The sequence below is a fragment of the Caballeronia sp. LZ034LL genome, assembly GCF_031451215.1.
Taxonomy (GTDB): Bacteria; Pseudomonadota; Gammaproteobacteria; order Burkholderiales; family Burkholderiaceae; genus Caballeronia.
In genome coordinates this window covers 314,915-334,468 of record NZ_JARUXR010000003.1, presented here as the reverse complement: position 1 = coordinate 334,468, position 19,554 = coordinate 314,915, and the positions used below count along the sequence as shown (strand labels likewise).

Annotated in this window: 18 protein-coding genes; 3 read left to right on the top strand and 15 right to left on the bottom strand. The window is 63.4% G+C overall.

Annotated features, from left to right (window positions below; genetic code table 11):
- Positions 1-4: 4 nt before the first annotated feature.
- The 7 genes from QCE83_RS22615 to QCE83_RS22585 form a co-directional block, all read right to left on the bottom strand.
- Positions 5-346 (bottom strand): hypothetical protein, encoded by a 342-nt coding sequence (locus QCE83_RS22615; protein WP_309816413.1) that lies wholly within the window; start codon positions 344-346, stop codon positions 5-7.
- Positions 343-1,380, bottom strand: coding sequence for an RHS repeat-associated core domain-containing protein (locus QCE83_RS22610; RefSeq protein ID WP_309816410.1), 1,038 nt, complete (start codon positions 1,378-1,380; stop codon positions 343-345). The genes QCE83_RS22615 and QCE83_RS22610 overlap by 4 nt, the downstream gene beginning before the upstream one ends.
- Entirely contained in the window at positions 1,377-4,421 is a 3,045-nt protein-coding gene (locus QCE83_RS22605) for a DUF6531 domain-containing protein (protein ID WP_309816407.1), read from the bottom strand. Before QCE83_RS22605 ends, QCE83_RS22610 begins: the two co-directional genes overlap by 4 nt.
- Positions 4,418-4,645, bottom strand: a complete 228-nt coding sequence (locus QCE83_RS22600; RefSeq protein WP_309816405.1) for a hypothetical protein — start codon at positions 4,643-4,645, stop codon at positions 4,418-4,420. The genes QCE83_RS22605 and QCE83_RS22600 overlap by 4 nt, the downstream gene beginning before the upstream one ends.
- Before the next feature lie 198 nt (positions 4,646-4,843).
- Positions 4,844-6,250: an MFS transporter gene (locus QCE83_RS22595; RefSeq protein WP_309816403.1), complete on the bottom strand. Its 1,407-nt coding sequence runs from the start codon at positions 6,248-6,250 to the stop codon at positions 4,844-4,846.
- Positions 6,251-6,285: 35 nt separating this feature from the next.
- Positions 6,286-7,242: a D-2-hydroxyacid dehydrogenase gene (locus QCE83_RS22590; RefSeq protein WP_309816400.1), complete on the bottom strand. Its 957-nt coding sequence runs from the start codon at positions 7,240-7,242 to the stop codon at positions 6,286-6,288.
- 22 nt (positions 7,243-7,264) lie between these two features.
- Positions 7,265-8,575 carry an MFS transporter gene (locus QCE83_RS22585; protein ID WP_309816396.1) on the bottom strand — a complete coding sequence of 437 codons (1,311 nt, stop codon included), beginning with the start codon at positions 8,573-8,575 and terminating at the stop codon, positions 7,265-7,267.
- Between the two features lie 101 nt (positions 8,576-8,676).
- Here QCE83_RS22585 and QCE83_RS22580 point away from each other — a divergent pair, with 101 nt between their 5' ends.
- On the top strand, positions 8,677-9,375 hold the full coding sequence (locus QCE83_RS22580) for a GntR family transcriptional regulator (RefSeq protein WP_309816393.1): 699 nt from the start codon (positions 8,677-8,679) through the stop codon (positions 9,373-9,375).
- Here QCE83_RS22580 and QCE83_RS22575 read toward each other — a convergent pair.
- Together QCE83_RS22575 and QCE83_RS22570 are read right to left on the bottom strand one after the other, a co-directional pair.
- Entirely contained in the window at positions 9,347-10,120 is a 774-nt protein-coding gene (locus tag QCE83_RS22575; RefSeq protein ID WP_309816391.1) for a carboxymuconolactone decarboxylase family protein, read from the bottom strand. The two genes, QCE83_RS22580 and QCE83_RS22575, sit on opposite strands and share 29 nt — an antisense overlap.
- A gap of 59 nt (positions 10,121-10,179) precedes the next feature.
- On the bottom strand, positions 10,180-11,058 hold the full coding sequence (locus QCE83_RS22570) for an isocitrate lyase/PEP mutase family protein (protein ID WP_309816389.1): 879 nt from the start codon (positions 11,056-11,058) through the stop codon (positions 10,180-10,182).
- Between the two features lie 273 nt (positions 11,059-11,331).
- Between QCE83_RS22570 and QCE83_RS22565 the strand changes: the two genes are divergently transcribed.
- Positions 11,332-12,648 (top strand): MFS transporter, encoded by a 1,317-nt coding sequence (locus QCE83_RS22565; RefSeq protein ID WP_309816385.1) that lies wholly within the window; start codon positions 11,332-11,334, stop codon positions 12,646-12,648.
- Between the two features lie 35 nt (positions 12,649-12,683).
- Positions 12,684-13,424 (top strand): enoyl-CoA hydratase/isomerase family protein, encoded by a 741-nt coding sequence (locus tag QCE83_RS22560; RefSeq protein ID WP_309816381.1) that lies wholly within the window; start codon positions 12,684-12,686, stop codon positions 13,422-13,424.
- An 11-nt stretch (positions 13,425-13,435) separates the two neighbouring features.
- Here the strand turns inward: QCE83_RS22560 and QCE83_RS22555 are convergent, their stop codons facing one another.
- The 6 genes from QCE83_RS22555 to QCE83_RS22530 all read right to left on the bottom strand — a co-directional run bounded on the left by QCE83_RS22555 (position 13,436) and on the right by QCE83_RS22530 (position 19,491).
- Positions 13,436-14,419, bottom strand: a complete 984-nt coding sequence (locus QCE83_RS22555; protein ID WP_309816379.1) for a LacI family DNA-binding transcriptional regulator — start codon at positions 14,417-14,419, stop codon at positions 13,436-13,438.
- A 139-nt stretch (positions 14,420-14,558) separates the two neighbouring features.
- A complete protein-coding gene (gene rfbD / locus QCE83_RS22550; protein ID WP_309816376.1) occupies positions 14,559-15,458 on the bottom strand; it encodes a dTDP-4-dehydrorhamnose reductase in 900 nt (299 codons plus the stop codon).
- On the bottom strand, positions 15,455-16,006 hold the full coding sequence (gene rfbC, locus QCE83_RS22545) for a dTDP-4-dehydrorhamnose 3,5-epimerase (protein ID WP_309816372.1): 552 nt from the start codon (positions 16,004-16,006) through the stop codon (positions 15,455-15,457). The genes rfbD and rfbC overlap by 4 nt, the downstream gene beginning before the upstream one ends.
- Positions 15,991-16,884: a glucose-1-phosphate thymidylyltransferase RfbA gene (gene rfbA, locus QCE83_RS22540; RefSeq protein WP_309816369.1), complete on the bottom strand. Its 894-nt coding sequence runs from the start codon at positions 16,882-16,884 to the stop codon at positions 15,991-15,993. Before rfbA ends, rfbC begins: the two co-directional genes overlap by 16 nt.
- 11 nt (positions 16,885-16,895) lie before the next feature.
- Entirely contained in the window at positions 16,896-17,957 is a 1,062-nt protein-coding gene (gene rfbB, locus QCE83_RS22535; RefSeq protein ID WP_309816365.1) for a dTDP-glucose 4,6-dehydratase, read from the bottom strand.
- Positions 17,958-18,108: 151 nt separating this feature from the next.
- Entirely contained in the window at positions 18,109-19,491 is a 1,383-nt protein-coding gene (locus tag QCE83_RS22530) for a hypothetical protein (RefSeq protein WP_309816362.1), read from the bottom strand.
- Between the last annotated feature and the right edge of the window lie 63 nt (positions 19,492-19,554).

Sequence of the window (19,554 nt, the reverse complement as noted above, 5' to 3'; positions counted from 1 at the left end):
TTTTTTAAAGACCCGATCCAGGATGTCTGTCAATAAATCCCTTTGCAGTTGGATATCTGTCAAAAAATGTTAGGCTCGTCTTATTTACTATTTCGAGGTTGAAAACACTTTTTCCTGCGTTTTTCAAGTGCAGATGATAGCTGGCTATCTTAGCTTCAACCTCATCCAGCAGCGAAAGCGCCATGCCATCCAAAATCTCAGAATATTCCGCGAGAAGGCTGGTCAGCTCTGATGGCAGTCGATAGTCAATTATTTCGCCTCTAAAGAAATGCTCGATCTCTGCGTCATGAACATAATCAAGAGTTGCATATATTTCACCGTCGCTTCCTGCCAAATAGTCTCTCATCCTCCCCCTCCGCACTTGAAGACCTGCATCAGGTTACCCCTGTTCGCATTATGCCCGTCAGGACCATCTGGATGTATCAAACGGGCATGGCTATCACCTAATCCGTTCCTGCTCGGATTATGAATGACATCAAACCCCGCAACTCTGATTTCCTCAGCACTTGCTTGCATTATCCTCGTTGCCGGATTTTGCGGGAACGTACGGTTCCATATCTCGCGAGCCTCGTCAGCACTGCCCGCTCTGATTACCGATATGCCCGGAGGGCCGTTGAACCTCCCCTTTTCGATCGCTGCCAGCTCTGGACCGCTGAAATCAAAGCCAAACGGATTTCTCGCACTTCCAATTCGAAATACCTGCGTACCGTCGGGTAAAGGATCGAACGCTACTAATTCGGTCAGGCCTAGCGGATCAATCCATCCTGACGTATTAGGTCCAAACCGGTAAGGATGCACCCCCCCCGCAAGGCCAATCGGATCCTGACTGACGAAGATTCCCGTCTGCGGATCGAAGTACCGATGCCGGTTATATCTCAGCCTGCTCTCATAGTCCTCGTATTGCCCTTGCAAACGGATCGGCTGCTCGATGCGCTCCGTCCCGACATGATCGACCCCGCCAGTCACGCCGTAGTGTACTTCCCATACGATCTCGCCGTTCGCGTTGCGCAGGCGTACCGGCGCGCCGTTCGGGTCGTTCTGGTAGAAGTACAGCCGCTTCGATGCGGCTTCTTTCGTCTGCATCGCCAGGGGCTCGAAGCTTCCCAGGTGGTATGCATAGAAGCGTGCTGAGTCCTGTTTGTTCGCAGCGCGCCGCAGCTCACCCGCCATCGCATCGCCGTCCCACAGGAACCACGTTTGCGAACCGTGCTGGCTATGTTTTCCATGCCATGCATCGGTCGCCCGTTTGCCGATGCGTCGCCCCAGCGCGTCATAGCGATACGCCCAGCGCTCGTTCTGCGTGTTCTCGAAGCTCGCCAGCCGGCCGAACGCATCCCACTCGAAGCGCTGCACGCCATGTCCGCCGCCCTGGCGGATCACCAGTTGGCCCGCCGCATCCAGTAGCCAGCGCGCGCCATCGTTGTGTTGTAGTTCTCGCCGCGGTCGTCGTCGCATACGACCTTGAAGCGGTCTCCAAGGGCGTCGTAGCCGAAATACTTCAGCCGCCCGGTCGGATCGGTATGCGCGAGAATGCGTCCGAGCGGGTCATAGCTGAATTGATCGCTACCGATACGGCTGTCGCGGCGTTCAGTCAGATTGCCATTGATGTCATAGCCGAAGTGCGTATCGTCGTCGTGCAAGCCCGCGCGGCGGGTTGCATGGCGCGTCAGGCGTCCTGTGCTGTCGTATCCGTAGACGTGTTCGAGGTTTCCAGTGAACCGCGTACGAGCCAGCCGTCCCGCGATATCGCGCGTGAAACGGATCGGCTCGTTGTCGTCGATCTGGATGGACTGCGGTGCGCCCAGCGCGTCATACGTATAAGCGAGCGTCTGCTCGAACACGGAATCGGCCGTTTGCAACTTGCGCGTCTGCTCGATCAGACGCCCGGCCACGTCGTACGCATATGCGAGCGTGCCCGTTGCATCGACGTGCTGTTGCAGCTCCATCATCAGCTGCCCATCGAGGTCATAGGCACGCTTGACCACGCTGTTTGCATTGCTCGCACGAATCAACTGTCCGCGCTTGTCGTACGTGAAGGCTTCGTTTTGATCGCTGCCCGTAACCGCACGCCGCGTGATACGTCCCAACGGATCGCACGTCACCGCAAGCACCTGCCCCAGCGGATCGATGCTCTGCGTCAGATGCCCCGCCGGATCATAGGCATAGCGACGCGAGCGCTTGTCATAGCCGATTTCTTCGACGAGCCTTCCTACAGCATCACGCTTCAGATGCCACGTCTCGCCTCGCGCATTGATCACGCCAACCAGTTGTTCTTCGGTGTTGTAGTGATAGCGCGTGACATTGCCATTGGCGTCGGTGCGGCTCGCTAGCTGGCCTTGCCCGTAGAAGCTGAAGCGCGTGATGTGGCCGGCTTCGTCGGTGTACTGCATGGGGTTGTCTTCGGCGTCGTATTTGCAAGACACCAAGCGATATCCCGGCAACATGCAGGCCGCAAGCCGTCCCTTGGCGTCCCATCTATAGGTGGCTGACTCTTCTCCCGGCGCTTGCCGTTCAATCAGCTTGCCGCGGGCATCGTGCTTCAGACGCGTGGTGCGTCCGAGCGGATCGGTCAATCCCACCAGATAACCCAGCGGGTCATAGGCGAGGGTCGTGACCTGTTGGGCGGCGTTGCGCACCTGCACAAGTTGTCCTCGCGGGTCGTAAGCGAACGCCATGACGAGGCCCGAGGGCGTGGTCTGTTTAACGAGATTACCGCGCGTGTCCCATGCCTGTTTCCACTCTCCGCCTTCCGGGTCAGTAATGGCGATAGGCCGAAGATTGTCGTCGTACTCTGTGTGGGTCTCGCTACGATTCGGCAGCGTGTGACTTAGCAGATTGCCGCACACGTCGTATTCCCACGTGGTCCTGTTCCCTGCTGGGTCCACCGCTGCAACAGTGCGTCCCCACCCGTCATAGCGATAACTGGACATGCTGCCCAACTGATCGATCAGCATGACCGGCAGTCCGCGCTGATCGCATTGCAGACGCATAAGTCCACCGAGCGAATCAGTAATGCGCGTCTCGCGATACGTCAGGTCATATTCAAAGCGATAGTCATAAAGACCGCCATCGCCCCATGCATGATCGACGCGCCACAGACCGTCCTCGTGCATTTGATGCGAATAGTAAAACGACAAGCCGTTGCGATCGGTATGCCGCACCATGACGTGCTCGCCGGCATATTCGAAGCGGTAAGGATTGTCGAGCGCATCATGGACCGCGATCAGATCGCTGCGCGCGTTCTGCTCGTAGCACGCCAGCGGCCAGATTCGGCCTTCTGCGTCGTGCAATATCACCCTGCCGATGCAGCCAAGCACATCACCCGGAGCGCAGTGCACGATGCGACCCGTCGGGGCATCGTCCGACCATTCGATGAAACGCAGTCCGCCTTCACGGGGCAACTCGATACGCCACGCATTGCCGTTCAGATCGTTGAATTGCACGAGCCATGACCGGAGCGGCTGCTGCGGACTGCCTGCAAGCGCTTGTTCGCGCCATCGTTCGGGCAGCGCGAAACGGTATTCGATGCCTTCCCGACTTCGCACGATCAAATGCGCGCCGTCAAGATAAAGCGCATGACCACCGATGCCTTCGATGATGCGCGCCGCCCTGCCTTCATCGGCGGGCATCTGGTCGAAGCACACCCATGTGTCGGGGAAATAGACGATGCCGCCGATCTCATCATCGTGCTCAAAGAGTTCGATGCGGATATCAGCGGGCGACTGCCAGCCGCAGCCCACTGCGCCCAGGCGCGTGTCGTGACTTGCGTAGCGGCGGTTCCATACGAGCGGCAAGCGCCCCGGCACCGTGAAGTCGTGCTGCTGCACGACCACTTCACCCGTGATGCCGTTGACCGGTTCGCCAAAGACCCATCTGGCGACCAGACTGACGAAGTTGCCCCATTGTCCGTTGCCCACGCGATCCTGAATCGCTCTGGATACCGTGCAGGCACGCGACGGTCTGGACAGACCGTGCGAAAACGCCGCACGCATCGCTATGCCGGCCAGCGCCGCGATACTGGGCACGGGCGGCCCGCCCACCAACACCGGACGGGATGCCGGAATCGGCAGCATGACTGAAGTGGGCAGCGACATGCTTCCACGCCGCGTGTGCTCGCTGTTGTGCGAGAGCGAAAGCATTCCCGTGAACCAGCACGTCAGCGCGGGCAGCACGGCATAGGCCATCGGATCGCCGTTGGCCTGCACGGTCATGCGGCCGAGGAAGGCTTCGCCGCTGCCTGCTGGCTTGGGCGCATCAGGACCCGTGAAAACGCCGCCAATCGGAAAATGCAGCCCGGGCATATGCATGGTCTGCGTGCCGGCAGTCGAGCGCATCAGGCCGTTGACCCAGATCGGGCCACCGCCACCGCCGGCAGTCACCGCAACGGCCATCGCGCCCGCTGCCACGGCCGCCGCGCTCACACTGCGCCTTCCCAGCTTGACGATGGCTCCCGCGCTCTCGCCATCATCCCCATCGACACCATGCTGCCGACGCCTTCCGGCAGCGTCGACAAGTATTCCATCGGATCGAGCACGAAGCCCACGTGCGGATGCGGCAGAGGCATGACGACGCCCGCAGGCGTCTGAATCATGTGCACGTCCACGCCGATGACGGGCGTCAGGTGCGTGACCGCCGGCATGCTCATCAGGCTTCTTCCCTGCCGATTGGCTGCCGAACATGAATCTCCGCCATGCTCAGCTTGAGATCGATCCGGCAACGGTCAACCAGAAGGATAAGGTGCCCTGTCAGCATCATGCGCTCGTAGCCTCGTTAATCGAAGCTATCGAGCCTGCTGCATCCCGCACTACAACGGAATGATTAAAATCTGAAAAGTCCCAACCCCTCACCTTCCCCGCTCAAACGCCCCCACCCCCTCCCCACGCTCCCGCGCCCCTTCCTCTGTCCCCACGGAGATCGCCTCGAGCGACCGGTTCTTCGTCTCCGGCCCGAACATCCCCACGATCAACGCCTGCGCCAGCAGTGTCCCGACGATCAGCGTCAGCACGCCCGCGATGCCCGTGCCCGCATACGCCGCCGCCACGGCATACGGCAACGCGATGCTGACCGCGCGCCCGATGGTGTTCGCGAGCCCTGTTCCACGCAGCCGCAACGCAGTGGGAAACAGCTCCGGCACGTAGCTGGCGATAGTGAACGACGACAACACATAAAGACACGCGGTGATCGCAAACCCCAGCGCGGCGATCACGAATTCGGATTGCGCGAACGGATAGCCGACCCCGAGCGCCGCACAGATCAGCGAGAACGCGACGATGCCCCACTTGCGCCCGATGCGCTCGGTCAGCAGGAACGCGATGAGCGAGCCGACCGGTCCGCCCGCGAACATGATGGCCGTCAGCCCGAGCGAACTGGAAATCGTGTGGCCTTCCTTGACCAGAAAAGTCGGGATCCAGCTGACGAACGCGAACTGCGCGACGAACTGCACCACGAGCACGGTGATCGCGCTGATGGTGCGCGCACGCATGCCGGGCGCGAACAGGTCGCGGAGACGGCTGCTCGCCTCAGGCACGCTCTCACGCCCAACCGAAGACGACCCAGAAGGCGACACAGAAGACGTCACGCCGCAAGCAGCCTCGATGGACTCGACCACCGCCAGCGCCTCGCGCTCACGCCCTTTCGACGCCAGCCAGCGCGGCGATTCCGGCATGCGCTTGCGCAGGAACCATGCGACCAGCGCGCCCACGCCGGCAATCGCGAACATCCAGCGCCAGCCGTAATGCGGCACGATCATCCAGCCGAGCAGCGTCGAGAGAAACAGCGACGAGTTGATGATGAGATTGACGATCGTGCCGAAGCGGCCGCGCCACGCAGGCGGAATGAACTCGCTCAGCGTGCCGTAGCCGACCACGATCTCCGCACCCATCCCGATGCCCATCACGAGCCGGAAGAAGATCAGCCAGGTCATCGAGGGCGCGAGCGCCGCCGCGATGGACGCGAGACCGTAGATCAGCAGATTGAACTGATAGCAGAAGCGCCGTCCGTAGCGGTCGCCCATCACGCCGGACAGCCACGCGCCCGCCATCATGCCGATGAAGGTCACCGAGACGAAGGTCGCGTTGAGTTGCAGCGTCGACTCGCCGCTCTTGATCATCGCGGCGAGCACGGTGCCGGCAATGTAGATGTCGAACGAATCGAAGTACATGCCCGCCGCAATCAGCGCGAGCAACTTCCAGTGATAGCGGGACAGCGGCACGCTGTCGAGTCGTGCGCCGATACGGGTGTCAGCCTGCATGTCGGTCTCCGGAAACGATGTTTGTATGACGATGCTCAGACGATGACGAGGTTGCGCGGCGCACCGCGCGCGAACGCTTCGAGGTTGCCGGTCAGCTGGTCAGCCAGCGCCTGCACCGCCTCCTCGCTGGCCCACGCGACGTGCGGCGTCAGGATGAAGTTCGGCAGGTCGAGCAAGGCGCGGAACGGGTGATCGTCGGCGAGCGGCTCGGACGTCGCGACATCGAAACCCGCGCCCGCAATCTGCCCGTCCCGCAGCGCCGGACCCAGCGCATGCTCGTTGACGAGCCCGCCGCGCGCCGTGTTGATGAGCAGCGGGCGGCGCTCCATCGCGGCGAACTCCGGCGTGTCGATCAGGTTGCGCGTCGCGGGCGTGAGCGGGCAATGCAGCGTGATGACATCGCTCGTGCGCAGCACCGTGTTGAACGGCGTGTACAGCGAACCCATGCCCTCGCGGCCCTTGTGCGCCGACATCAGCACGCGCATGCCGAGCGCTCGACCCAGTGCGGCCACCGCCCGTCCGAGCGCGCCGTCGCCGATGACGCCGAGCGTCGAACCGGCGAGGTCGCGGATCGGATGATCGAAGAAACAGAACTGACCGCTCTCTTCCCAGCGGCCCGCGCGCACTGACTCGCGATACGCAACCAGACTGCGCCGCAACGCGAAAATCAGCGCGAAGGTATGTTCGGGCACCGTATGCCGCGCATAGTCGCGAATGTTCGAGACGGCGATGCCGCGCGCCTTGCACGCCTCCAGGTCGATGACGTTCGTGCCCGTCGCCGCCACCGCCACCAGCTTCACGCGCGGCGCGTGTTCGAGCGCGGCCGCGCTGATCGGCGCCTTGTTCGTGATGACGATGTCCGCATCGCGAATGCGTTCGGCCACTTCGTGCGCGGCAGTCGCCGGATACTCGCGCCACGTGTGCGCAAAATCCGGACGGCGCAGACGGGTTTGCGGAGCAAGGGTGGCGCGGTCGAGAAAGACGATGTTCATCGATAGGTTTGAAGTTCAGGGATCAGGAACGCTCGGTGGCGGCGAGTTCGTTCGTCTCGCCTTCGGCCCGGCCATGCCGGCCGCGCATGGCCCACGCCAGCGCTGCGAGTGCGAAGCAGCCGTACAGCGCAATCAGCTGGATGCCGGCGTCGAAATGACCCGTGGCATCCTTCACGACGCCTATCGCATACGGCGCGGTGAAGCCCGCGAGATTGCCGAACGAATTGATCGCGCCGAAGCCGATGGCCGCGACCGCGGGCCCGAGCAGCAGCGGCAAGGTGGACCAGAAGATCGCCACCGCCGAGAAGGTGCCGAACGCGGCGAGACAGAGAAAGCCAAGCTTGAGCACCGGTGCGGCTGCAAGCGTGGAGCCGCCGAGTCCGACGACGGCAAGCGCCATCGGCAGCAGCACATGGAAGCGGCGTTCGTCGTGACGGTCGGAGCGTCGGCCCCACCACATCATGCCGAAGCCGGCGATGAAGAACGGGATGGCCGCGACCACGCCGACCATGCTCAGGCTCAGATGAAACTCGCGGACGATCTGCGGCAGGAAGAAGCTCAGTCCAAAGATCGACAGGTTGATGCCGAAATACGCCAGCGCCAGCGCGACGATCACCGGGTTGCGCACCGCGCTCCAGCCGCCGTGTCGCGCGGCGGGCACGCGGGCGCGTTCAGCGGCGATGGTGTTTGCGAGCCACGCGCGTTCGTCCGGCGCAAGCCACTGCGCCTGCGCGGGCGTATCGCGCAATACGGCGAGCACGGCGAATGCGAGCAGCACGGCGGGCAAGCCCTCCGCGATGAACATCAGTTGCCAGCCGTGCAGGCCGAACACGCCGTCGAGTCCGAGCAGCCAGCCCGACAACAGCGAGCCGAACACATTGGCGAACGGCATCGCGGCCATGAAGACGCTCACGACCCGCGCGCGCCACGCCCCCGGAATCCAGTACGTGAAGTACAGCATGATGCCGGGAAAGAAGCCCGCCTCGGCGATGCCGAGCAGCACGCGCAGCGTGAAGAAGCTCGCGGGTCCCTGCACGAAGGCCATGCAGGCCGACAGCACGCCCCAGGTCAGCATGATCCGCGCAATCCAGCGGCGCGCGCCGACCCGTTCGAGAATCAGGTTCGACGGCACCTCGAAAATCACATAGCCGATGAAGAACAGGCCCGCGCCGATGCCGAAAGTCGTCGCCGAGAAACCAAGCGCGCGATTCATCGTCAGCGCGGCGAAGCCGATGTTCACGCGGTCGAGAAACGACACGACGAAGCACACGATCAACAGCGGCACATAACGCCGCAGCACCCGGCGCATGGTGCGGACTTCGAGTTCATCCATGCAGGTCTCCTTGAACATCGTCATGCAGCGTGAACACGCTGGCTATAATGCGTTCAGCCTGGCACGCCCGCGACAGCGCGCATCATCATCGAGCGACCTCCATGCCGAAGACTCCAGCGAACGAGACCGCCGTCCCTTCTTCCCGCACCACCTCTTCCTATACCGTCTTCGCCCAGATCCGCGCGCGCATTCTCGACAACGCGCTGCGCCCCGGCGCCTACGCCACCGAACAGGATCTCGCCGAAGCCTTCGGCGTGAGCCGCACGCCGGTTCGCGAGGCGATGGTGCGGCTGCGCGACGAAGGCCTCGTCGAACTCGTGCCGCGTCGCGGCATGCGCGTGTTGCCGGTGTCGGTCGCGGACATGCGCGAGATCTATCAGATCCTCACGAGCCTCGAAGCAACCGCCGCGGAACTCGTCGCCATGAGCAAGCCCGCCGCGAAGGATCTGCAAACGCTCGAACGCGCGTGCGTCGCCATGGACCGCGCGCTCGCAAAGGACGATCTCGAAGCCTGGGCCGCCGCCGACGAAGCCTTCCACCTGCATCTGCTCAAGCTGTGCGGCAACGCGCGGCTCGAACAGATCGTGCGCAAGTACTGGGACCAGATTCATCGCGTGCGTTTCATCACGCTGAAGCTCGGGCCGAAACCGCATGCATCGGCGGGCGAACATCGCGAGATCGTCGCAGCGCTCGCCCGCGCCGATGCCGATACCGCGCAGCGCCTGTTCCGCGAGCATCGCGCGCGTGGCGTGCAGAAGCAGCTCGACACGCTCAGGGACTTTCGCCTCGATCAGGTCTGAGCGCATGCTCCGCGATGGCTTCGTCGAGCAAGGGCCACGCCACCGTGAAGCTCTGGATGCCCATCGCGCTGGCAAGCTGCATCACTTCCAGCAGTTCGGCCGCGCTCGCGCCATAGCCCAATGCGTTCTTGATGTGGATGCGCGTACCCGGCGCGAACTGATGCGTCGCCGATACCGCCACCGCGATATACACGAACTCCTTGACCTTCGGCTCCAGCGCGCCCGACAACCACGGCGCCGCCGAAAAATCGATGAAAGCCTTGAAGTACTCCGGATCGAGCGCAAGCAGCGTTTCCCACAGCGGATTCCAGTAGCCGCGCTTGGCCTCGAACTCCGCGCGCAACGCGTCGCGGCGTGCATCGCTGCGTTGCAGTTCGTCGGCCTGATGTGGATCGAGCGCCAGGCATTCGGCGAGGATCGGCACGCCGAGCGTGCACGCATGCACGGCCATCACGCTGACCAGTTGCAGCACCTCGACCAGTTCCTCGCGCGTCGCGCCATGGTCGAGCGCCCGGCGCAAGTGTTCGCGGATGCCGTCCTCGTGCAGATGCGTCATCGCCGCATTGAGCGCGAGACCGATCAGCGCCTTGGTCTTCGGTGCAAGCGGCCCGTGCCGCAGCGGCTTGCCCGCGAAGTCGAGCCACGCGTCGATGAACTCGGGCGCGGCGTCCGCGAGCGCATCGAGCGAGGCGTTCCAGGTCCCGCCCTGCGCGGCAAAATGCCTGATGCGGTCCTTGATGTGCATGTCTCCTCCAGGCTTGCGGGCGCATGGCTGCTGCGCCCGGCATCGGCATCGGCGTCCGCTCAGCGGCCGATGTTCGCGTAGCGCGCCTCTTCCGCGACGGCCTTGTCGAGGCCGACGAACTTGTTGAAGTCCTCGAACGAGGTCAGGCGATCCGCCACCGCATTGGTTGACCCTTCGCGCATGAAGATCTCCATCATTTCCTTGACGGCCTTGTGCATCGCGAACATCGGTTCGATCGGGCACAGCGCGTAGTCGAAACCGATCTCATGCACTTCCTTCAACGACAGGTACGGGCTCTTGCCCGAACGCGCCATGTTGAACAGGATCGGCTTGCCGAGCGGCTTCAGGCGGCGGATCAGTTCGCGCATCTGGTCGATGCTTTCCGGTGCATCGGCATACAGGCCGTCCGCGCCGATCGCCGCATACGATTCGAGCCGCTCGATGGCGTCGTTCAGACCCGTCACCGCGATCGCATCAGTGCGCGCGACGATGAAGAAATTCGGATCCGTGCGCGCGGCCAGCATCGCGGCGAGCTTCTGCTGCATCTCTTCCTTCGGCACCAGTTGCTTGCCGGCGAAGTGCCCGCACTTCTTCGGCACCGCCTGATCTTCCAGATGCAGCACCGATGCACCTGCTTCTTCCCACAGCTTGATGGTGCGTTGGCAGTCAAGCACGCCGCCGTAGCCGGTATCGGCATCGGCGAAGACCGGCACCTTCGTCACGCGACAGATGCGGCGGATGTGATCGAACATTTCCGTCTGCGTGAGCTGGCCTACGTCGGGCTGCCCGGCGACGATGGCGGACGCCGCGAAGCCGCTCACATAGATGGCCTTCGCGCCGGCCTGCTCGGCCAGCATGGCGGTGACGGCGTCGTGTGCGCCCAGGCACACGAACGGCGGGGATTTGAGCAACTCGCGGAATCGGGCGGAACGGTTCAAGGTCTTCTCCCCTGCTTGCGTGAATGACGAGGTTTCATGATATCGATAACTCAATGCAGGAAGCAAGGCTTGGCGGCGACTTTTTGATATCGATATCACGACAAGGGGGAATTTCGTTTTATCGTTATTTATCAATAGTTTGAGTGGTTAAAACGGGATGCTTGAGACCGGTGCGAAGGGTATTCCCCTATTCCTCGCAAGCCCGGCTCGCTCAAGATAATGCATGCACAAAGCCGGACCAAAAGCGCCCGGCCGCTCCCAGGAGACACACCCATGTCCGACATCGAATCGCGAACCATGCGCCGGGTCACGCGCCGCTTCGTGCCCTTGCTCATCATCTGCTTCGTGATCTCATTCCTCGATCGCGTCAACGTCGGTTTTGCCGCGCTGACCATGAGTGCGGATCTCAAGTTCTCCTCCACCGTGTTCGGCCTCGGTGCGGGACTGTTCTTCATCGGCTACTTCTTCTTCGAGGTGCCGTCAAACCTCGCGCTCGAACGCGTGGGCGCGCGCCGCTGGATCGCGCGCATCATGCTCACGTGGGGCATCCTGTCAGGAGCCACGGCGTTCATTACCGGGCCATGGAGCTACTACATCGTGCGCGTGCTGCTCGGTGCCGCCGAAGCGGGCTTCTTCCCGGGTGTGATCCTGTTCCTGACTTACTGGGTGCCGGAGCGTCATCGCGGCCGTGTAGTGGGCGCGTTCATGGCCGCGATGCCGTTCGCCAGCGTGTTCGGCGCACCTTTGTCCGGATGGCTGCTGAGCCATGACGGCGTCTTCGGCCTGAAGGGCTGGCAACTGATGTTCATCGCCGAAGCGCTGCCTTCGCTCGTGCTCGCGGTCGTCGTGCTGAAGGTGCTGCGCGATTCCCCCGCGCAAGCCGAATGGCTCGCCGACGACGAACGCGCCTGGCTCGATGCCACGCTCAATGCGGAACGCACGCGCAGCGTCGCGTTCAACGAGCACGGCTTCCTCAACATCGTCAGACGGCCGCTCGTGCTGATGCTCGCGGCCGCTTATTTCGGCATTGTCGGCATCAACTTCGGGCTGAGCTTCTTCCTGCCGCAGATCGTGCGCGAGTTCCATCTGAGTCTCATGCAGGTCGGCATCGTCGCCGCGATTCCGTTTGTCGTCGGCGCGTTCGGCATGATGTGGTGGAGCCGTCGCTCAGACCGTCATGGCGAACGCCGCTTCCATGTATTGCTGCCGATGGCGCTCGGCATTATCGGGCTCGTCGGCTCGACGCTCGTCGCCGTGCCCGCGCTGAAGCTCGCCTTGCTGTGTCTCGCTTCGTTCGGCGTGTTCTCGGCGCTGCCGGTCTTCTGGGCGCTATTGCCCGGTTTGCTCGGGCCGGCGGTCGCGGCTATCGGCTTCGCGGCGATCAACTCGCTCGGCAACCTGTCAGGCTTCGCCGCGCCCTACGTGGTGGGCGTCATCAAGGATGCGACCGGCAGCACGGCGGGCGGATTGCAGGCCATCGGCGCGTATGGCGTGATCGCGTGGCTGATTCTTGCTGTCGTCAGCCGGCACCATCGCCGGGATACGAACGCGCAGGACGCCGCGCAGGCGCTTCGCGAGGCGCGCGGCTGACTCTTCTCATCGACCACTCAAAACGGAAACCCTCTATGAACGCAGCGCAGGAAGGCACGATTGAAATCGAAAATCGCGGCAGCGTCCGCATCCTCACGATGTCCAGGCCGGACAAGAACAATCGCGTCACGCAAGCCATGGCCGAGCAGGCCGTGCGCGCGTTCGAGGCGGCGCGCATCGACAAGTCGGTGAGCGGCGTCGTGCTCACGGGCCACGGCGAGGTCTTCTGCACCGGCGGCGACTACATGAGCGCGGGCGGCACGAGCGAAGGACGCCTCGGTTTCGCGCGCGCGTTCAGCGACATGGAACGTGCGATGACGCGTGTCGGCAAGCCGCTGGTCTGCGCGAACAACGGCCCCACGCATGCAGGCGGCTTCAGCCTGCTCACCGCGTGCGATCTCGCGGTGACGCACGAAGGCGCGACCTTCGGTCTGCCGGAAATCGCGCACGGACTGTTTCCGTTCCTTGCGCTGGCCATCGTGAAGGACAGTCTGCCGAAAAAGGTGCTGTGGGACATGGTGTATCGCGCGCGGCTGCTGAGCGCGGCGGAGGCGCAGCAGTTCCATCTCGTCAACGAGATCGTGCCGGCGGACAGCGTGCTGGAGCGTGCTGTGGAACTGGCGGGCTGCACGGCGCAATGGAATCGCGACATCGTGAGCCTCGGCCGCGATCTCTACTACAACACGCGTTGCAGCAATCCGAACGAGGCGGTCGAGCAGTCGCGCTTCGCGCTGATCGCGGCGCTCAAAGCGATGGACGAAAGCGGCCTCGGTTAAAGCAACCGTGCTCAGGTACTGCCGCGCTGGATCACTTCGAAGCCGACATCGACGCTCGACACCGGCAACGTCACCCCCTTGGTCCGCGCGACGATCATGCTCGCGCTGCGCACGCCGATCTCATAGCGCGGAAACGCAACGGTGGTGATCGGCGGCACGATGTTTTGCATCAGCTCGTTGTCATCGGATGCGGCCACCGCGATGCGCTCCGGCACCGCGATGCCGCGCCGCTGGCATTCGAACACGGCGCCGGCGGCGAGCACGTCGCCGGCGAAGAACACGGCCTGCACCGAAGGCTCCTGTTCTACGATGCGCGCCAGCGCGCGTGAACCGCTTTCGAGTCCCGGCTCCACTTCCAGCACCAGTCCCGGCGCAATGCCCGCGCCCGCACGCTTGAGTTCCGCGAGAAACCCGTTGCGCCGCTGACGCAGCCGGTCGCTGCCCGCCACCGCGAGACTTGCGAACGCAAAACGCCGATAGCCCAGTTCGAGCAGATGCCGCGCCATGGCCTTGCCCGCGGCATGATTCGAGTAGCTGACCACCATGTCGATGGGGTCGCTGCTGAGATTGCCGGTTTCCACGCAGGGGATGCCGTTGTTGCGCAGCATGGTGACGGTGCGCGGCGTGTGCTTCGTGTTGTGCAGGATGACGCCGCAGACGCGCATCGCGATGTATTCGGCGACGAGCTTCTCTTCTTCGTCGAGATCGAGTCCGCTGTCGGAGATCATCAGATGCAGGCCGTTGCGCGTGAGCACTTCGGAAATGCCCTTGATGGTTTCGGCATAGAGCGCATTGCGCAGGCTCGGCACGACGAGCGCGACCACGGTGGAGCGATTCGACGACAGGCTGCCCGCAATGCGGTTCGGCACATAGCCGCTCGCCTCGATGGCCGCGCGCACGCTCTCCAGCACGTGTGGCGAGACGCTGCCCGGCGCGCGCATGGCGCGCGAGACGGTCATCGTCGATACGCCGGCGAGACGCGCGACGTCTTTCATCGAGGTCGCCTGAGTCGCTCCTTTTCTTCCCACCCTGATCTCGCTCCTGATGCGGCGCGCGACAAGGTCATGCCCGCGCCTGAACCGGCCGCCCTGTGCGCCGTGCGGCCATGTTACTGGATGACGATGCAGGCGTGAATCAGGTCTGCTGCGCGCACAGTTCGAGCGCGTGGCGCCAGTCGGGCGCGACGAGGCCGAAGGCCGCCGCGAGCTTCGCGTTCGACAGACACGAGTTGACCGGACGGCGCGCCTTCACCGTATAGGCGCTGGCCGGAATCGGCGTCACGCGGGTCTGCTCCGTCTTGCCCCACACGCGCAGGATCTCGCCGGCGAACTCGCACCAGGACGTGCGCCCGCCGTTGGTCAGGTGATAGAGGCCGCTGAGCGCATCGGCCGAGCTGGGCCGCGTGCGTTCCGCATAGGCGATCTGGCTCAGCATGCCGGCGCTGAGTTCGGCGATGGTCCGGCTCCAGGTCGGCGCGCCGAACTGGTCCGCGACGATCGTCAGTTCCGGGCGCTGCTCCGCCAGCCGCAGGATGGTGCGCATGAAGTTCGCGCCGCGTGCGCCATAGACCCAGCTCGTGCGCAGGATCAGATGCCGGCAGCCGCTTGCCGCAATCGCCTGTTCCCCGGCGAGCTTGGTTTCGCCATAGACGTTGAGCGGAGCGACAGCATCGGTTTCCACATAGGGCGTGTCCTTCCTGCCGTCGAAGACGTAGTCCGTCGAGTAATGCACGAGCCATGCATTCGTGCGGGCGCACTCTTCGGCAAGCGTCGCAGGCAAGGCCGCATTGAGATGCCGGGCTTCGTCGCGCTCGTCTTCCGCGCGATCCACGGCCGTATAGGCCGCGGGATTCACGACGACCGCCGGCCGCAGTTCGCGCAGCACGCTGCGCACGTGATCGAGATCGCGCAGGTCGAGCGCCTGGCGATCCAGCGCCACCACGCGCCCGAGACCCTGCAAGGTCCGCGCGAGTTCATAACCGACCTGACCGTTCACGCCGGTCAGCAGGATGGTGGGCAGGGCCGGCGCGCTCATGCGTAGCAATCCGCTTCGGCGAGGCGCTTGCCGTCGCGGTCTTTCGCGGCGAGCATCGGCTCGAAGTCGATGGGCCATTCGATGCCGATCGTCTCGTCGTTCCAGACGAGGCTGCGCTCGTGCTCCGGATACCAGTAGTCGGTGGTCTTGTAGAGAAACTGGGCCGACTCCGACAGCACCACGAAGCCATGTGCAAAGCCTGGCGGCACCCACAATTGCCGATGGTTCGCTTCCGAGAGCGTCACGCCCACCCATTTGCCGAAGTTCGGCGAATGCTTGCGGATATCGACGGCGACATCGAACACTTCGCCTTCCACCACGCGCACGAGCTTGCCCTGCGCATGCTCGATCTGATAATGCAAGCCGCGCAGCACGCCGCGGGCCGAGCGCGAGTGATTGTCCTGCACGAACTCGACGCCGGGCGCCACGAGCTCGCCGAATTCGCGGGCGTTGAAGCTTTCGTAGAAGAAGCCGCGCGCGTCACCGAAGACCTTCGGCTCGATGATCTTGACTTCGGGCAACGCCGTGGCGGTTACGCTGATGGCCATGCGACTTGGTCCTTCGGTAGGTTGAGCAGATATTGTCCGTACGCGTTCTTCGCGAGCGGCCGGGCGAGTGCGAGCAAGGCTTCCTCGTCGATCCAGCGGCGGCGGAAGGCAATCTCTTCCGGACAGGCCACCACCAGCGCCTGCCGCTTCTGCAACGTGGCGATGAACGTGGCGGCTTCGATCAGCGAATCATGCGTGCCGGTGTCGAGCCAGGCATGGCCGCGCCCCATGATCTGCACGGTGAGCTTGCCGTCGTTCAGATAGCACGAGTTGACGTCGGTGATCTCGAGTTCGCCGCGCGCCGAAGGCTTGATGTCCGCCGCGATGTCGCAGACGCTGTTGTCGTAGAAGTACAGGCCCGTCACCGCATAGTTGGAGCGCGGCTTCTCGGGCTTTTCTTCGATCGACAGCGCGCGGAACGCGCGGTCGAATTCCACCACGCCATAACGTTCCGGGTCATGCACGTGATAGGCGAACACCGTGGCGCCTTCCGTGCGCGCATTCGCGCTTTCCAGCAGCTTGGCGAGATCGTGCCCGTAGAAGATGTTGTCGCCGAGGATCAGCGCGCAGGGATCGTTGCCGATGAACTCGCGGCCGATCAGGAACGCCTGCGCCAGTCCGTCGGGCGAAGGCTGCACCGCGTACTGGATGTTCATGCCCCACTGGCTGCCGTCGCCGAGCATCGTCTCGAAGCGCGACGTGTCCTGCGGCGTGGAGATGATCAGCACGTCCCGGATGCCCGCGATCATCAGCGTCGACAGCGGGTAGTAGATCATCGGCTTGTCGTACACGGGCAGCAGCTGCTTCGAGACGACGTGCGTGATCGGATAGAGCCGGGTGCCCGATCCGCCCGCGAGAATGATGCCTTTGCGCGCCATCGTCAGTTCCCTCACGCGCGCTGCGCGTAGTTGGTTTCCACCCATTTCCGGTACTCGCCGGAAGCGACTTCGTCGGACCACACCTGGTTGTCCAGATACCACTGCACCGTCTTCGCGAGTCCGGTCTCGAAAGTCTCCGCCGGCTTCCAGCCGAGTTCGCGTTCGAGCTTGCGCGCGTCGATGGCATAGCGCCGGTCATGGCCCGGGCGATCTTTCACATAGGTGATCTGGTCGCGATACGAGCCGCCCGACTTGGGCCGCGCCTGGTCGAGCAGGTCGCAGAGCGTATGCACGACATCGAGATTCTTCTTCTCGTTCCAGCCGCCGACGTTGTACGTTTCGCCCGGCACGCCGCGCGCGAGCACTTCACGGATCGCCGCGCAATGGTCGCCGACATAGAGCCAGTCGCGCACGTTCTGGCCGTCGCCATACACCGGCAACGGCTTGCCGCCGAGTGCATTGGCGATCATCAACGGAATCAGCTTCTCGGGGAACTGGAACGGGCCGTAGTTGTTCGAGCAGTTGGTCGTGAGGACCGGCAGACCGTAGGTGTGATGATACGCGCGCACCAGATGGTCCGACCCGGCCTTCGTGGCCGAGTAGGGACTGTTCGGCGCATACGGCGTGGTCTCGGAGAACTGCGGGTCCGTGGCCGAGAGCGAACCGAAGACTTCGTCGGTCGAGACGTGCAGGAAACGGAAGGCCTGCTTGTCGGCTTCGGGCAGCTTGCTCCAGTACAGGCGCGCCGCTTCGAGCAAGGTGAAGGTGCCGACCACATTGGTCTGCACGAAATCGGCAGGACCGTGAATCGAGCGATCCACATGACTCTCCGCCGCGAAATGCAGGATGGCGCGCGGCGTGTGCCGGGCCAGCAGCTCGTCGATGGCCGCGCGATCGCAGATGTCCGCACGCGCGAACACGTGACGCGTATCGTTCCAGAGGGATTCGAGCGTCTTGAGATTGCCGGCGTACGTCAGCTTGTCGACGTTCAGCACGGGCTCATCCGTCTGCGCGAGCCAGTCGACAACGAAATTGGCGCCGATGAACCCCGCGCCGCCCGTGACCAGAATCATGATGCCCTCTCTTCTTCCACTAGCTTCTGTTTGAACTGCAATGCCATGCACGCCTTGCGCTTTCCGCCTCGCGGAGCATCGTTTCGGCGCGCTGGATTATATGTTACCGCCTACGGTGCGACGGACGCTTGTCCTGGTCCGCGCAGCAGCATCAGTTCGCGGGAATCTGGACATGGCCGTTCTCGAGCACCAGCGTGACGTCGCAACGGGGCGCTTCCGGCCCGGACGCGAGCCTGAAGGTCTTGGCGTGATTCACGAACACGGTATAGGCCGTGCCGAAGCCCGAGAACCACCACTCCGCGGGAATGTCCCCGTGCGCGGCACCGGATGAATTGACGGTCATCTGGCTCGGACGGAAACAATACGTGGCAACTTCCGGATGCGCGCGGTCATAGTTGCGCAGCGCTTCGACGTCGGCACGCACGCCCGCGCCGTACGGCTCGCGGCTGAACCAGGCGATCGGCTCGCGGAACGCCGATCCGAAGATGAACAACAGCGCAGCCACCCCGATCCAGCGCGCAAGGTTCACGCGCCGCGCCGGCAGCAACTCGTGCAGCGCGGACAGCACGCCCATCAGGAAGAACAGTTGCGCGAGTACGCCATAGTTCATGTAGCGCTGATGCAGCAGGAACGCGAAAGGCACGAAGAATGCCAGCGAAGCGAGAAACAGCCAGGCCGTAAAGAGCCTGCCTTTAGCCCATGAATACGCCGCGCCGGCCACGACGACGATCGCCCAGACCACTCGCGAGGCGCGGCCGCCAAAGTAATAAGCGGCGTTGTCCCACAGCGTCGAGAGCGTGTAGGACGTGGAATATTCATCCACCTGCTGTCCCTTCAGCTTGAGAAAGAACACGACGAACAAGGCGATGCCCGCCAGCGGCACCACATAGTTGCGCCAGTCCCGCCGGTGTTTCGCATCCGTGACCAGCATCCAGACGGGCAGGCTGACTGCCATGCACATGAAGATGTTCGACATGTAGCCGAACGCCAGGACGATCAGCAGCGCGAGGATGGTGCCGAAGCGCGTGCGGCCATCGGCGGATGGCACTTGGCTGATGAACAGGTACACGAACAGCATCACGAACACATGGCCGATCAGATGCTGCGAGTTCGACAGCCACACGTAGGCCGCGGCGGTCGCCGGCAATGCGTAGTAGAACAGGCCGGCCACGACGCCCGCGAAGCGGTCATGACCGCGCGTGACGATCAGCCCGGCCAGCACGCTCGTCACGCCGATGCAGAAGAGATTGAAGAGATAGAAATACAGCGCGTCCAGTGCGAAAAGCTGCTGGCCGTAGTGCCAGTAGACGTTGCGCGTGATGAAGCGGCCGAAGTTGGTGAAGCGCCACAGCTCCGGGAGCTTGACCACTGCTGCATAGCGCTCGAGGAAGCCAAAGTCGTCCTGGAAGAACCAGGCGGCGTGGGCGTATGACACATAAAACGCCGTCATGAAGAAAGCAACGAACGCGACGGCGATCATCAAGGGCAAGTTGACGCGCCCTTCTCCCGAGGCCGTGCGGGACCAGACCTGCATGTTTGAAACTCCGTTCCGATGACTGGCGCGTCAGCGCGCGCCGAATGTGCGCGAGCGTGCGCC